Source organism: Myxococcus xanthus (assembly GCF_006402735.1).
In the GTDB taxonomy this organism is placed as follows: Bacteria; Myxococcota; Myxococcia; order Myxococcales; family Myxococcaceae; genus Myxococcus; species Myxococcus xanthus_A.
In genome coordinates, this window is the sequence record NZ_CP017174.1 from 137,300 (window position 1) to 152,690 (window position 15,391).

Annotated in this window: 11 protein-coding genes; 6 read left to right on the top strand and 5 right to left on the bottom strand. The window is 67.9% G+C overall.

The window, feature by feature from the left end; genetic code table 11:
* The first annotated feature begins 9 nt into the window (after positions 1-9).
* Complete coding sequence (locus BHS09_RS00580; RefSeq protein ID WP_237080108.1) at positions 10-2,046, top strand: putative metal-binding motif-containing protein; 2,037 nt, start codon at positions 10-12, stop codon at positions 2,044-2,046.
* Between the two features lie 894 nt (positions 2,047-2,940).
* Positions 2,941-4,827, top strand: a complete 1,887-nt coding sequence (locus tag BHS09_RS00590) for a putative metal-binding motif-containing protein (protein WP_140796889.1) — start codon at positions 2,941-2,943, stop codon at positions 4,825-4,827.
* On the opposite strand, the gene BHS09_RS00595 is transcribed toward BHS09_RS00590, so the two are convergent.
* On the bottom strand, positions 4,798-6,099 hold the full coding sequence (locus tag BHS09_RS00595) for a chloride channel protein (RefSeq protein ID WP_140796890.1): 1,302 nt from the start codon (positions 6,097-6,099) through the stop codon (positions 4,798-4,800). The genes BHS09_RS00590 and BHS09_RS00595 overlap by 30 nt on opposite strands.
* Before the next feature lie 220 nt (positions 6,100-6,319).
* On the opposite strand from BHS09_RS00595, the gene BHS09_RS00600 reads away from it, so the two are divergent.
* Positions 6,320-7,369 carry an SGNH/GDSL hydrolase family protein gene (locus BHS09_RS00600; protein WP_140786600.1) on the top strand — a complete coding sequence of 350 codons (1,050 nt, stop codon included), beginning with the start codon at positions 6,320-6,322 and terminating at the stop codon, positions 7,367-7,369.
* Between the two features lie 103 nt (positions 7,370-7,472).
* Here the strand turns inward: BHS09_RS00600 and BHS09_RS00605 are convergent, their stop codons facing one another.
* The gene (locus tag BHS09_RS00605) at positions 7,473-8,390 is read right to left on the bottom strand and encodes a hypothetical protein (RefSeq protein WP_237077907.1); all 918 of its coding nucleotides are present in this window, start codon (positions 8,388-8,390) and stop codon (positions 7,473-7,475) included.
* A gap of 80 nt (positions 8,391-8,470) precedes the next feature.
* Here BHS09_RS00605 and BHS09_RS00610 point away from each other — a divergent pair, with 80 nt between their 5' ends.
* Together BHS09_RS00610 and lnt are read left to right on the top strand one after the other, a co-directional pair.
* Complete coding sequence (locus BHS09_RS00610; protein ID WP_140786602.1) at positions 8,471-9,121, top strand: hypothetical protein; 651 nt, start codon at positions 8,471-8,473, stop codon at positions 9,119-9,121.
* The gene (gene lnt, locus BHS09_RS00615; RefSeq protein WP_140796891.1) at positions 9,118-10,755 is read left to right on the top strand and encodes an apolipoprotein N-acyltransferase; all 1,638 of its coding nucleotides are present in this window, start codon (positions 9,118-9,120) and stop codon (positions 10,753-10,755) included. The genes BHS09_RS00610 and lnt overlap by 4 nt, the downstream gene beginning before the upstream one ends.
* Before the next feature lie 173 nt (positions 10,756-10,928).
* On the opposite strand, the gene BHS09_RS00620 is transcribed toward lnt, so the two are convergent.
* Entirely contained in the window at positions 10,929-11,273 is a 345-nt protein-coding gene (locus tag BHS09_RS00620; protein WP_237080109.1) for a hypothetical protein, read from the bottom strand.
* 42 nt (positions 11,274-11,315) lie between these two features.
* Positions 11,316-12,839 (bottom strand): GMC oxidoreductase, encoded by a 1,524-nt coding sequence (locus BHS09_RS00625; RefSeq protein ID WP_140786604.1) that lies wholly within the window; start codon positions 12,837-12,839, stop codon positions 11,316-11,318.
* Positions 12,840-12,990: 151 nt separating this feature from the next.
* On the opposite strand from BHS09_RS00625, the gene BHS09_RS00630 reads away from it, so the two are divergent.
* Positions 12,991-13,857 (top strand): alpha/beta hydrolase, encoded by an 867-nt coding sequence (locus BHS09_RS00630; protein WP_140796892.1) that lies wholly within the window; start codon positions 12,991-12,993, stop codon positions 13,855-13,857.
* A 3-nt stretch (positions 13,858-13,860) separates the two neighbouring features.
* Here the strand turns inward: BHS09_RS00630 and BHS09_RS00635 are convergent, their stop codons facing one another.
* Positions 13,861-15,318 (bottom strand): reverse transcriptase family protein, encoded by a 1,458-nt coding sequence (locus BHS09_RS00635; RefSeq protein WP_140796893.1) that lies wholly within the window; start codon positions 15,316-15,318, stop codon positions 13,861-13,863.
* Positions 15,319-15,391 lie beyond the last annotated feature (73 nt).

Sequence of the window (15,391 nt, forward strand, 5' to 3'; positions counted from 1 at the left end):
GTGCACCCTATGCGTCAATCCGCCATTCTCCTCCTGCCTCTGTTGTTGCTGGCCTGCAAGAAGGACTCGAAAGAGCCGGACACGAAGCAGGCTGCGGTTCACGTCAAGATTGGCCACCACCCGAAATTCAGTCAGGGCTGCATCACGGTGGAGGCCCATGGTGGCACCGGTGAGACGGTGCTCGCGGAGTTCAAGGAGCCCGGTCAGTTCGACTCCAACGACCCGGTGTTGAACGTTGCTGTCTTCCGGAAGGCGGACTGGGGGCGGGATGTCGAAATCACCGTCAGGGCTTTCGAGAAGGGCTGCGCGGCGGAGCAGTTGGTGGATGAGCGGAAGCAGACCTTCAGCTTCGCCTCCGCGGGCCGGCAGGAGTGGCTGCTCGAGGACCTGCACACCGCTGACGAGGACGGTGACGGCTTCGTCTCACCGGGTGGTCCGATGAACCGGGGGACGGACTGCGATGACCGGCGGGCGACGGCTTTCCCCGGCGCGCTGGAGCTCTGTAACGGCCTGGATGACAACTGCGACGGCCGGATGGAAACGGGGGTCGCCAACAGGGTCTGGTACCTGGACAAGGACCGCGATGGCTTTGGGCGCAATGTGCCCGGGACGGAGGCTTGTGACCCGCCGAGTGAACTTCATGTCGAGGTGACGGGGGATTGTGACGACGAGCGGGGCGACATCCATCCAAACGCCGTGGAGGCGTGCAACGGCTCGGATGACAACTGCGACAATCGCGTCGACGAGTTGTTCACAGAGGGGCCGGGTGCCCTGGGGACGGCTTGCACGGAGTTCTGCAGCGGGACGTATGCATGCAACGACGCGCAGACGGGGACGGTCTGCGTCGGCACGTCTCCGACGCCGCTCTATGCGGATGCGGACAGCGACGGTGAAGGAGAGAAGGACAGCGCGCCGGCGGGAGAACTGTGCCCTGGCGCACCCATGCCTCCGAAGATGGCGGACAACACGCGGGACTGTGATGACGCTGACCCCGGCACGAACACCCAGGCGACGGAGGTCTGCGACGGGCTGGACAACGACTGCGACGGGCAGGTGGATGGGCAGATGTCCTGCGGCTCGCTGCGGAAGGTGGAAGCCCCCGTGTTGGCAGGGGGCAATTGGACGACGGTGGCTGTTCACCCGGATGGCTACCCGGTGTGGGTGGCAGGATTGGATGGGAAGCTAGCGGTGAAGATGAACGCGGCCTCAGCGTTCGTGAGTCACGGCGGGGATACGACGACTCGGTGTGGGCCGGCCGGAAACACGCTGGACTGGCACGCGGCGTGGGTCAATCCCCATAATGCTTATCTTATCGTGGTTGGCGAAGACGGTTGGATTGGCGAGCACAACGGCGGCTCCTGTTCCCCAATCCAGATCAACCTAACTGGCAACAGCGATTACTTCTCCAGTGTCGTTGGAGTAGGGAACCCAGCTCAAGTATTCGTAGTCTCCACTTTGGGCCACTTGTATGAGTGGACAGGCGCTGCCCAGCGCCACGACTCATCCGGTCGGTACTGGGGGCTCCATGCACTCGGCCAGGATGCACTGTTCGCGGTGGGCTCGACAGGAAAGTCGTCACCGCTGGTACCGGGGGTGAATCTCTATATCCGCGATACCATCTGGGGCACTCCGGCTGCGCACAATCTCCAGGGAACTGAGGGTTACAACGGCGGCCTGCGCGCGGTGTGGGCTGCGAGCCCGAACCTTATCTACGCGGTGGGTGACGGTGGTTTGGTGGTGAAGGGTAGTGGGCAGTCGAGGGACTGGGAGCGGGTGCTCGCTCCGGCGGGGCCTGCAGTCAACTACGTCAGTGTGGCCGTCCCTCCCGGCACCGAAACTGCCTACGTCATTGGCAACGAGGGCACCACGGGACGACTGCAGCGGTTGACCCCTTTCGGTTGGGCCAAGGCGCCAGCCTTCACCCCAGGCGGGCCAATCGTGCCGCTCCGCGACATCGCGATGACCTCCTCAAGCAACTTCTGGATCGTCGGCGACGACGGCCACGTCTACCACTTCCCGGAGCCAGCTCCCTCTACTCAGCCATAGGTTGATGGGTTGGTGTCTGTCTGAACTAAGCTCCAGGCATGCTTGTTGCCATGACCTGGAGGCGGTGCCTGCCTCTCGCCGCATGCCTATGGATTGTCATTCCAGCGCATGCGGCCAGAGCGGATAGCGAATTTGAGCGCCATGTCTCGGAGGCGTGCGCCTCTATGATGACCTCGAGTATGAGCGTGCCCTCGAGCAACTGGATCGTGCTCGAGGGAGCCTCCGAGGGACGCGCGATCGAGTGTCGCTGGCGTTGCATCGCGGCATCATCAGCGCGGACCTCGGGCGGTGGCAGGCGGCGCGTGACGAGTTCCGCTCAGCCCTCCTGCTGGAGCCAGATGCTCGCCTTCCCTTGCGCGTTTCCCCCAAGGTCTCACGGGAGTTCGAGGCCCAGCGTGCGCTCGCGAAGGCTGAGCTGGCGCGTAGGCGAAAGGACTCGCCCACGCGTGAAGCGGCGCGCGTCGAGCAGTCCGAGGTGGAAACGGAGTCGATTGCGGACGCTTCTTCAGGGCTGCCTGCCGCGCTGACACCTGACCAACAGGCTACGGCTTCGAGCCCAATGGAAGTCCAAGGCACGACAGCTACGTCGAGCGCTCCCGGGATGCACATTGGGGGGCGACAGGTGCCGCTTGCAAGTCTGGTGCTGCTGGGTGCTGGCATTGCGGCAGGGGGGACGGGAACTGTCTTCGGCATTTCTTCTCGGGGACAGCTCGCGGACGCTCGGGAGGCAAGGTTCCACGAGCATCTTGTGGAACATCACGGCCGTGCGCAGCGCAGCGCGAGAGCGGCCAACGTCCTCTTTGGTATGGCCGGGGTTGCGGCAGCGGGTGCCCTGGTGACCTGGCTCTTGTTGGGAGAGCGGGACGAGGCCGTCACGCAGCAAGGGGGGGCACGATGATGCGCTGGAACGTGGCATTTCTGCTGCTGCTCACCGGCTGTTTCGTCCCGAGCCTGGAGGAACTCCAAGGCGAACGTCCCCGGGCCTGTGATGCGCAGCATGCTTGTGGTTCGGGGCAGGTATGCGTTTTGGGTGCCTGCCAGGAGAGTCCCTGTGGCTCAGCCTCGCCGACGGTGGCATACCTTGATGAGGATGGGGATGGTTTCTCCGCGGTGAATGCGCCTTCGCGCGTGTTCTGTGGCGCCGTTCCGGCTGGCTACGCCACGACCCTGGGAGACTGCGATGACGCGCGCGCGGAGGCTTATCCTGGCGCGCCGGAACTCTGTAACGGCCTGGATGACAACTGCGACGGCCAGATGGAAACGGGGGTCGTCAACAAGGTCTGGTACCTGGACCACGACCGCGACAGCTTCGGACGCAATGGGCCCGGCACGGAGGCCTGTGACCCGCCGAGTGAACTTCATGTCGAGGTGACGGGGGATTGTGACGACGAGCGGGGCGACATCCATCCAAACGCCGTGGAGGCGTGCAACGGCTTGGATGAAACCTGCGACGGGCGCGCCGACGAGTTGTTCATGGAGGGGCCGGGGGCGTTGGGGACGGCTTGCACGGAGTTCTGCAACGGGACGTATGCATGCAACGACGCGCAGACGGGGACGGTCTGCGTCGGCACGTCTCCGACGCCGCTCTACGCGGACGCGGACAGCGATGGAGAGGGCGAGAAGGACAGCGCGCCGGTGGGAGAGCAGTGCCCTGGCGCACCCATGCCTCCGATGATGGCGGCGAACACGCTGGACTGTGATGACGCTGACCCTGGCACGAACACTCAGGCAACGGAGGTCTGCGACGGGCTGGACAACGACTGCGACGGGCAGGTGGATGAGGAGATGTCCTGCGGCTCGCTGAAGAGGGTGGTGGACCCCGTGCTGGCAGGGGGCAATTGGAGGACGGTGGCCGTGCACCCGAATGGTTACCCGGTGTGGGTGGCGGGATTGGATGGCAGGTTGGCGGTGAAGATGAACGCGGCCTCAGCGTTCGTGAGTCACGGCGGGGATACGACGACTCGGTGTGGGCCGGCCGGAAACACGCTGGACTGGCACGCGGCGTGGGTCAATCCCCATAATGATTATCTTATCGTGGTTGGCGAAGACGGTTGGATGGGCGAGCACAACGGCGGCTCCTGTTCCCCAATCCAGAGCAACCTCCCTGGCAACAGCGATTACTTCTCCAGTGTCGTTGGAGTAGGAAACCCAGCTCAAATATTCGCAATCTCCACCTTGGGCCATTTGTATGAGTTTACAGGGGCGACCCAGCGCCACGACTCGCCCGGTCGGTACTGGGGGCTTCATGCATTCGGTCAAGATGCGCTGTATGCAGTGGGCTCGACAGGAGAGTCGTCTCCGCTGACGCCGGTGGCGAATCTCTATACCCGCAGCACCTACTGGGGCACTGCCGCATCGCACAACCTCCAGGGGACGGCGGGCTACAACGGCGGCTTGCGCGCCGTGTGGGCTGCGGCCTCGACGCTCATCTACGCTGTGGGCGACGGCGGCTTGGTGGTGAAAGGCAGTGGGCAGTCAAGGGATTGGGAGCGGGTGCTCCCGCCTGCGGGACCCGTGCTCAACTACGTCAGTGTGGCAGCCCCGCCGGGGATAATGAATGCCTACATCATTGGAAACGAAGGTAGCGTAGGAAGGTTGCAGCGGTTGACCCCTTACGGTTGGGCCAAGGCTCCAGCCTTCGCTACGGGCGAGCCAATCGTGCCGCTCCGCGACATCGCCATGACCTCCTCAAGCAACTTCTGGATCGTCGGCGACGACGGACACGTCTACCACTTCCCGGAGCCGCAGCCCTCAGCCGCCGCCCCGTCCCTCGGGCCCTGAGGGCGGGGTGCGGTCCTCGCGGGTCAGCTCCCGCAGGGCCACGATTTTCTCCAGCAGCGGCCCTCCGTGTTTCATCCGCGCAATCCGCTGTGACGGATAGATGCCCCGTTGCCCCGTGAGGAGGTACGCCACCGTGGCCACAATCGCGACGTGGGGCAACACGTTCGCCCCCAACAGCTCCACGGCCATGATGGACAGCGCCAGCGGCGTGTTCGCCGCCGCCGCGAACAGGGCCGCCATGCCCACCGCCGCGCCCAAATCCAACGGTAGGCCCAACAGCCGCGCCAGGACGTTGCCCAGCGACGCGCCGATGAAGAACAGCGGCGTCACCTCGCCACCCAGGAATCCCGCGGCCAGCGTCACCACCGTGAAGGCAAGCTTCCACGCGAACGCCGACACGGGCAGCGCCGGGTCCTCGAAGGCCCGCTGGATGCCCGGTACCCCCAGGCCCAGGTAGTCATCCGTACCGGCCAGCAGCCACAGCAGCAGCACGGCCAGACCGCCCAGCGCCATCCGCAGCGGCAACACCTGCACGCGCTGCTCCAGCAGCTTCTTCAGCCGGTGCATCAACTCCACGAACACCACCGCCACCACGGCCACCGCCACCGCGAACACCAGCCACTTCGCCAGCACCGCCACCGTCAGCGGCAGCGCCCCCGGCGCCGGATACGGCGTGTGGTGGATGCCCAGCCCCCGCGTCACCAAGTCGCCCACCACCGACGCCACCAGCGCGGGCAGCAGGGCCTCGTAGCCCATGCGCCCCACCACCACGACCTCCAGCCCGAACACCGCCCCCGCCACCGGCGTGCCGAACACCGAACCGAACCCACCCGCGATGCCCGCCGCCAGCAACTCGCGGCGCGTGTCCGGGCCCACCCGGAAGCGCCGCGCCACCAGGTCCGCCAGACTGCCGCCCATCTGCACCGCTGTGCCCTCGCGGCCCGCGCTGCCGCCGAACAGGTGCGTCAGCACCGTCCCCACCAGCACCATGGGCGCCATGCGCACCGGCACCTGGGCGTCGCTCGCGTGCACTGTGTCCAGCACCAGGTTGTTGCCCCCGCGAATGGGCCCACCCCACTTCCCGTACACCGCCCCCAGCACCAGCCCCGCCACCGGCAGCGCGTACACCAGCCACGGGTGCCCTTCCCGGGAGTGTGTCGCTTCGTCCAGCAGGTACAAAAAGACCGCGGACGCCACGCCGCAGACGACGCCCACCAGCCCACCCAGGAGCAGCCACTGCATCAGCGCTCTCGTGCCACGGGAAAGATTCACGTGAAACACTCCGGACCTGGGTGAAACATGATGAAACACCGCGTCAAAGGCTTGCTCGCGTCATTCTTACGACATCGTTTCAAACACGGGTGAGGTCATGCCAACACCAGCATTTCTGGCATGGTGCGTTATCCTTGTTTAAAGGTGATTTGCGAATCGACGCCATGTAGCCTCCGCGCTCCCCCAACAACCCCCCAGTGGGAATCCAAAGGAGCGGGGCATGTCTTTCCGTCACAGCGGGATGTCCGTCGTCGCCATGTGCGCGGCCTTCACGGTCGGTGGTAGCGCGATGGCGAGCACCCTCAACCAGAACACGTCGTGGACCATCGACCAGCCGTCGACGTCGACGAAGTACCGCGTGGTGGCTTACGGCGACTCCATCTACGCCGGCTACAACGGTTCCGTCTTCTTCTGGAACGTGGCCCGCCGCGCGGCGCCGGTGGTGCAGGGCGAGGACCTGGCGCGGAAGTGGAACGCGGACGTGGAGGTCATCCGCCGCACCAAGTCCGGCGCGAAGGCGGACGACATCTACAACAACAAGATTGTCTCTGAGCGCTCGTACATGCAGGCGGCCAACACCCGCGTCGTCATGTTCGAGATGTGTGGCAACGACTACCTCCAGGCGCGCAGCGCCTTCTCTGGGCAGACGGGCACCTGTAACTACTCCGGCCTGGAGTCCGCCCTGGCGACCTGCACCACGTACATGGAGCGGGCGATGCAGACCATCAACCAGTACGCGCCCGCCACCGCGACCAAGATCATCTCCAACATCTACTACCCGGGCTTCAACGCGGACAACGTGAACACCCAATGCCGGGACTCCGCCACGGGCCAGGTGGTGAACAAGCGGGAGAAGTTCCTGCCGCTGCTGGCGAGGAGCAACTGGCGTGCGTGCAGCCTGGCGGCTCGTCACGGCTTCAAGTGCGCGGACTCGTTCGCGGAGTACATGGCCGCGGATTATGACTCCAACGGCGATGGCAAGGTGGACTCCGAGGCCATTCGCTACATCGAGGGCGAGTCCGAGGCGGCGTACGTCCAGCGCATCTCCGTCACGCTGCGCTCCACGCTGCGCGACTCCAACACGCACTTCGTCAACGCGAGCACCAGCTACGACTACCTCCAGTCTGACGACACCCACCCGACCTACACCGGTGGCACCATCTCCAGCTCTGGCGGCACCGGCGCGCTGCCCGCCGACACCTCGACCTGGAACAAGACTGGCCACGACCGCATGGGCTGGGAGAGCGCGAAGTTCAACCCCACGCCGTAGTCGCTGCGACCGCGCTCACGCCTCGGGTGTGGGCGCGGTGCTTGGGCCTCCGGTTGCCTTCGGGAACCGGGGGCCTTGTCGTTTCCAGCGCCTGGCGCGCACGTCACATCATGAAGCGCGCGCCGATCAACCCCAGGGTGCCGACGTAGTAGACGAGCCAGCAGAACCACTCCGCCGCACGCCGCACGCCGCGCGCCCAGGCTGGCAGAAGCCACGCAGCCAGGAGCGACGCGCCCTCCGCGACGACGCGCCAGAAGCAGGCGAAGAGCAGCAGGCACAACGAGATGGGCGCGTAGTACCGGCCGAACGAACGCAGGTACGCGTCCAATCCGTACATCCTGTACTCACCCAGCGCGCCTCCAAACGAGATGACCTGGTACGAGTAGAAGAGGATGGCCGTGGGCACCAGCGGGAAGAACACGAACTTCACCAGCAGGTGGTACCAGCGCCGGCGCCACAGGGCATGGCGCGCCTGGGCGTAACGAACCAGCGTGTGGGATTGCGCGGCGCCCAGGGCTCCGTGCTGGCCCAGCGCGTTCAGCAGGGGCAGTGCGTCCTCCACCTCCAGCGCGTGGCTGAAAGCGCGGCCTGACCGCATCCGCAGCGCCAGGCCGGGGCCCGGGAGCGGCAGCCGCCAGGGGCGCACCGCGGCCACGGCTTCGAAGGGAATCTCCATCCGGGCGCCGCCGCGCAGCGTCAGGGTCCACTGGTGGGTGTCCACGCCCACGGTGGCCCGGCGGCTGCGGCGCAGCGCGGAGACGAACGCGAGCGGTAGCACGACTCGCAGCACCAGCCCGATGGCGATGGGCACGGGCTGCATCCGCTGGGTCCCTTCGGAAATTTCCATCCAGAGCTGCGCGGTGAAGTGGAGCAGGGCGCCCAGCGCGGCGAGCTGCGTCACCACCGCGAGCCCTCGCAGCCCGGGTGTCCAGGCGTGCACCGCGAAGCGAGCGGGCTCGGGCGTGGTGGCGGGTGGCGTGCCGCCAGGGGCATCGGTGACGAGAATGGACGAAGAGCTCATGAGGGTGAGCGGAAGGCGCTGTGTTTGCCTCGGAGGGAGTGGCTCCGTAGCATACGCAGCCCGGAGGTCTTCGCGCGAACATGAGGCCGCAGTCCCCTGCACCAAAGCGTCGCGTTGACAGCGACGGCGTCACGCACATCACGCCCGCTCGAACGGGGAAGGGTCTGGGCGCGTGGCTCGTGGGCGGCGCGTGTGTCTTCACGCTCGCGTGCATTGGCTTGAGTGTCTGGTGGGGCTCGACCGACATCGAGGTGGAAGCGCCGCCGCTCGCGGAGATGCCGCTGCCCCTTCCGTCTCCCACGCCCGAGGTGCGTGCCCGCGCGCCGCGGACACGACCGCCTCCCGTCACGGCTTCAGCTCCACAGCCTGGCCCCGAGCCTGTTCCCGAACTGGCCACCGATACCGACGTCCAGGAGCCGGCCATGGAATCCGAGCTGACGGGTATGCAGCTCTACCGGCCCGGGACGAAGCCCATCAAGAGGGGCCTCGTCGTCCCCGACGACTTCGAGCTGCCGCCCGGATACGTGCGTCATTTCCAGTACAAGGACTCGGGCGAGCTCGTGTCGGCCGTGCTGATGTTCCACCCCGACCATCAGCCCGTGGATGCGAACGGGCAGCCGGTTCCCAAGCCCGCAGACGGGCTGGTGCCCGAGGAGCTGGCCCCTCCGGGAATGCCTATCCAACGGTTGGAGCTGCCCGAGGGCGCGGAGAGTGGGGCGCCCTCGCCGTGACCGGTGTCCAGGTAGGGGTGGGACGCGGGCGGCGCTTGGCTGCGGCGCTGCTCGGTGTCCTGGGGACGACCGTGCTGTTCGCGCTGTTCGGGCGGTTGGAGGCGCGCTGGTTGGTGCTCGGCTGGGTGGCGATGGTGCCCTGGCTCGCGGCGCTGGACCGGGCTCGCTCGGCGCGTGAGGCGCTGGGCCTGGGCGTTCTGCTCAGCGTGGCGTTCACCGCCGCCGTCTTTCATTGGTTCCCCGGCGCGCTCCAGGCGTACTCACGGGCGCCCACGGTGGTGGGTTGGGCGCTGTTCCTGCTGGTGGCGCCGCTGCTCCAGCTCCAGTTCCCCGCCGCCGCGCTGGCCCGGTACGCGGCGCGGCGTCTGGCGCGGGAGGGGCAGGGCTGGTTGCCGCCCCTGGTGGGGACGCTCGCGTACGTGGGCGTGGAGGGCATCACGCCCAAGCTCTTCGCGGACACGCTGGGGCACGGCCTCTACGCCTCCGAGTGGCAGCGCCAGGGCGCGGACGTCGCGGGTGCGCCTGGGCTCACGCTGGTGCTGCTGCTGGGCAATGAGTGCGTGCTCGCGGCGGTTCGCCGGGCACGGCGGCAGGGTGGGCGTTCCGCCTGGGGGCCCATGGCGGGGCTCGCGGCGCTGGTGCTTGTGTTGTCGGGGTATGGCGCCTTCCGGCATGCACAGGTGCGCGAGGCAACCCGGCGTGAGGGCGGGCTGGTGGTGGGCGCGGTGCAGGCGAACATCACCCGCTATGAGAAGCTGAAGGCGGAGATGGGGGCCTACCAGGTCGTGCGGATGGTGCTCGACACGCACTACGCGATGTCGGACGCGCTGCTACGAGAAGGACCGCTGGACCTGCTGGTGTGGCCGGAGACGGTGTACCCCACGCCCTTTGGGACGCCTCGCAGCGAGACGGGCGCGAAGCTGGACGCGGAGATCGCCGGCTACGTCTCCGAGCGCGGCGTGCCGCTCGTGTTCGGCGCCTATGACTTGGAGGGCGAGCGTGAGTTCAACGCGGCCATGTTCCTGGGGCCGTCGTCACCTGGAGGCTCGCTCGAGCGCGCCGCGTACCGCAAGACGATGCTCTTCCCGCTGACGGAGTGGGTGCCGGACGCCATCGATACCCCCACGCTTCGCGAGTGGCTGCCGTGGACGGGACGCTGGAAGCGAGGGCCCGGGCCTCGGGCGGTGAGCTTCACGCTGCGCGACGGACGCCAGCTCCGGGTGGCGCCGCTCATCTGCTACGAGACCATCTTCCCCGAGTATGTCGCGCAGGGCGTGCGGCAGGGCGCGGAGCTGCTGCTCACGCTGTCCAATGACTCGTGGTTCACCGGCACGCCCGCGCCCCGGCTGCACCTGATGCACGCGGCCTTCCGCAGCATCGAGACGCGGCGGCCACAGGTCCGGGTGACGAACTCGGGTGTGACCGCGCTCATCGACAGCACGGGCGCGGTGGTGGCCGAGGTGGACGACAACCAGCGCGCGGGCCTCACCATGCGCGTGCCGGAGACGGCCGCGCTGACGACGCTCGCGCTGGCATGGGGTGACTGGCTGAGCCCATTGGCGCTGGTGTCAGCGGTGGTGGGCCTCGCGGGCGCGGTACTGGCGCGGCGGAGGGCTCGGCCCCGAGGGGCTTGAGGCCCTCGCGGGGATGCTCCGTGCCACCGGCACACGGGCTCAGGCGGTGCACGGTGGCCGCGAGCCGCTACGCTTCACGGCAAGCTCACAGCCTGGTTCCGCTATCGCGTTAGAGGGTGCGGCGCGTCCAGCCGTGCGAGCCACTGCGAGAAGGATTCGAAGTCCGGCGTTCATCACCCACTGGATTGCGAATCGAGGCGCGCACCCCGCATGGCGCGCACCGAGCGCGTGAGGCTCTCGATGGAGACCGTATGGCCGCGCTGAGCCAACCGCTCGGCGAGCACCGCCATCGATGCGTCATCGCCAAGTGCCATGAGCTCGCGGCAGGAAGGGTCGCTCGCCAGCCACGCGAGCGCCTCGCGTGTCGCGAGTCCCTTGCTTCCGCGCAGCCGATTCTCGACCTCGGGCCACAGCGCTGAGCGCCCTTCATTCGCGAGCGCCATCGCCCGGCCAAAATCGAGGTCGCCGCGTTCATCGAAAGCGGCGGGTTCGAACATCTCCTCAATCATCGCGAGCACGCTAAGGCATGCAGCGCCGGAGCCGCAACGCTCGCCACCACGTCACAGCCGCCCGGCCTTGAACTCCTCCACGATGTGAGCACTGGCACGCACGGCGATGGCCATCATCGTCAGCGTGGGGTTCTGCGGTCCCTGGGACGGGAAGCAGGCACCGTCGTTGATGAAGAGGTTGGGCACGTCCCAGCTCTGGTTGTGGGGATTGAGCACCGACGTCTTCGGGTCCGTGCCCATGCGCGCCGTGCCCACTTCGTGGATGGCCATGCCCGGCGTGGACAACGTGGCGTTGGCCTTCTCCACGGTGAAGCCGGCCGCCTCCATCATCTCCTTGCAGGCCGCCACCGCGTCCTCGGCCATCTTCAGCTCGTTGGCCGAATGCCGGCATTCGATGTGCGCGGCGGGGATGCCCCAGCGGTCCTTCACCGTCGGGCTGAGCGTCACGCGATTCTCCGCGCGCGGCACCATCTCCCCGAAGGGCACGAAGTGGCAGTTGTCTCCAAAGGTGAAGACCTGCACGCCGTAGCCGCGCGCGAAGTCCTGCTCTTTCGTGGCCACGTTGCGGAACTGGGGGATGTACGCCCAGCTATGCTCCTGCCGCTGGGCTTCGGGAGGCAGGTTCATCTTCGCCTCGATGCCCAGCATGTACGTGTGGTCCATCAGGTTGCGGCCCAGCTGCCCCGACGAGTTCGCCAGTCCGTCCGGGAACGCACTGCTGCGCGAGTGCAGCAGCAGGCGGGTGGACTCAATCGCGCCCGCCGCCAGCACCACCACCCGCGCGTGGGCCTCGTAGGACTTGCCCGACCTCGCGTCGAGGTAGTGCACCCCCGTGGCGCGCCCTGTCGCCGCGTCGTACAGCACCTGGTCCACCACCGCGTTCGTGCGCAGCGCGAGCCGGCCCGTCTTCAACGCGGCGGGCATCGTCACGGGCGCTCCCGCCGTGCGGCGGACGATGACGCGGCGCTCGGGCCAGCGGCGCTCCACCTGTTCCTTCAGGCGCTGCTCCGCGGGCGTCATGGTGATGGCACCCGCGAAGACGGAGTCCGGCAGCATGTCCAGGCCATCCGCGTTGCCGTGGATGCCCATCCACCGCTCCACCGTCTCGTAGTGCGGCGCCAGGTCCGCCAGCGTCAGCGGCCAGTCCGGCCCCTGCCCGTCCTGCGTGCCTGCTTTGAAGTTGAAGTCAGACAGCCGGTAGAACTGGCGCCCGTGCGCCTTCACCGACGTGCGCCCGCCCACCTGCCGCGCACGAATCCACGTGAAGGGCTGGTCCTCTGGCGTGGTGTAGGGATTGTCCACGTCGTCGACGAAGGCGTGCGGGTGGAAGGGCCACGCGAAGGTGGTGCTCTGCACCGACTGGCGCACCTTGCGCTGGTCGTCCGTCTCCGCCAGGTAGCCGAAGGATTGGCGCATGCGGTGGAGCATCCACAGCATCCGGTCCGCGCCCATGCCTCGGCCCGCTTCGAGCACCAGGACACGCAAGCCTGCTTCCGTCAGCTGCTTGGCCGTCCAGCCGCCGCAAGCGCCACCACCCACCACCACCACGTCGAACATCGTCCTGGATGTGCCCACAGGTTTCCTGGCGCGACAGTGCCGTCTTTGATGGCACTGTGAGTTGTCTACACGGAGTGTAAGCTGCTCAGTACGTGGTGGAGCAACGTGGGTCCCGTCTGCACGCCTGGGGTTCAAACACCCCAGCTTCCTTCAACGAGGTCCAACGAAGATGAAGTGGCGGTGGCTGCTGGGTGGAGCGCTCGCGCTGGGGCTGCTGGCCGCGCTGGCGGTGTTTGGTAGAGCGCTGCGTCATTCAGAGGCCTACTTCCACTACCCACGTCCCAAGGCCGAGCGCCCCGCTGACTTCGCCGAGGCAAAGGACGTCTCGCTTCAGACGTCGGACGGGCTGACGCTGCGGGGCTGGTACGTGCCGTCCCAGAACCGCGCCGCCGTGGTGCTGGCGCACGGCCTGTCCCAGACGCGCGCGGACCTGCTGCCCGAAGCGCGAATCCTGCGGGCCGCGGGCTATGGCGTGCTGCTCTTCGACCTGCGCGCCCACGGTGAAAGCGAGGGCGATTTCTCCACCTGGGGAGACCTGGAGCGCCGGGACGTGCGGGCCGCGCTGGACTTCGTGCGCGCCCAGCCGGATGTGGACCCGGAGCGGGTAGGGGCGCTCGGCTTCTCGATTGGTTCCGCCGCGGTGGCGGAGGTGGCGGCGGAGGACCCGGCGGTGCGCGCCGTGGTGTTGCTGTCCCCGTTCAACACGCTGTGGCTGGCCGCCGCGTATGACTTCCGCCGCTTCGGCTTCGTGTCGCAATGCGGGGCGCTGGTTCCCTTCTGGCGGCGCGGCATCGCACTGGAAGAGGTGCGCACCATCGACGCGGTGGAGCGCATCCGCCCCCGGCCGCTGCTCATCGTCATGGGGACGGAGGAGTCAGGACAGCCGCTCGCCGACGAGCTCTTCGCCAAGGTGCGTGAGTACGCCCAGACGTGGCGCATCCAGGGCGCCGGACACGGGAACTTCAGCGCCACCGAGCCGGAGGCGTACCCCCAGCGGTTGAAGGCGTTCCTCGACGCGGCGTTGCTCGCGCGCTGAGCGTCACTCCGCCTGCGGAGCCGCGCTCGCCGTGGACTCCAGCTCCGTGAGCTGCGCCAGGAAGGCGCGGCCCTTGGCCGGGTCCGTCATGTGGATGAAGGCGGCCATGCCCTTGAGCTGCTCCAGCGACTCGCCCTCGCGGCCCGGCTTGCCCTTCTTCCGGTTGTGGATGGCGGCGCGCAGCTGGCGCACCACGTCGCGCGGGACTCGGGCCGCCGGCGCGTCCTTGCCCGCCGCATTCACCACCAGCCCCGTCACCCGCTGCCGCGTGCCCTTGCGCGCCACGCGCGTCTTGTCCGGGTGCACGCGGAAGCCCTCCGCCTCCACCACTTCCTGCACGCGCGACAGCAGCACCGCCACCGGGGGACGCTGCGTCCGCCGCGCCTTGGGCTGCTTCGCCTTCGTCCACGAGAAGGTCAGGTCGTCCGCGTAGCGCGTGTACGTGAAGCCCAGCCGCTTCGCGAGCGCGGACAGCCGCTTGTCCAGCTTCAGGCACAGCGCGTTGGTGATGCCCGGCGACGTGGGCGCACCCTGGGGCAGCGCGCGCGGGCCCTTGGCCACGTGCAGCAGCTTGCCCCGGAACTGCACCGCCTCACGCGGCGCTTCCGTGGAGAGCAGCGACAGCAGCGTGGACGTGCCCTCCGGCAGGCCGCCCTTGCGCAACAGGCCCTTCACCCGGCGCCAGGTGACGGAGGGGAAGAAGTCCTTGAGGTCCACCTTCACCACCACGTCCGCGCCCTGGTGGGCCAGCGCGTTGGTGAGGATGGAGCGTCCCGCCACGAAGCCATGCGCCGCGCCGTGCACCGGCAGCCGCTCCACGACGTTGGACAGCACCCAGCGCTGTGCTTCCTTCAGCTCCGGCTTGGGCGACGTAATCGTGCGCTTGCCGCCGTCCCGCTTCGGAATCGTCCAGCTCACGTAGTGCGTGGCCGTGTCCACCTCGCGGTGGAACGCGAACCAGCGCAGCTTGGACACGCTCAGCCCCAGCGCCTTGGCCAGCGCCTCCGCCGAGTCCAGCTCCGTCAGGCCGTTGGCCCGGGCGCGCTCCTCGCGGTGGGGCACGTCGAACGCGTCCGCAGGGCGGTCCTCCACCCAGTGCACGCCCGCGCCCAGGTGGCCCACGTGCGTGGCCTTCCACGCCTCGTGCGCCTGACGCTTCAGCGCGCGGCGCTCGGTGGCCTCGGCCTTCTTCTTCTCCTTCCAGGCCTTCTTGTCCTTCTCGGAGGCGCTGGAGAAGTCCAGGTCCTCCACCGCGAGGCCCTTGGAGACGAGCTGCGCCTGCACCCAGTCGTCGGCGCCGCCCGCTTCGTCGATGGCCTTCGCGCGGACGAGCAGCGCTTCGTGCGCGAGCCGGCGGGCTTCACGCTTCGCGGCCGCGTCTGGCGCGGGAGCGGTGGGTTCGGGCGTGGGCACGGCCTGCGGCGAAGCTGCGGGGACGAACGGGTCCAGCCTGGCGGTCATGTCTGCACCTTGGGCGGGCGCGGCGATGGAGGACGGGACATGGCGCGAGCAGTCGAGGGAGGCCGGGAAAGCA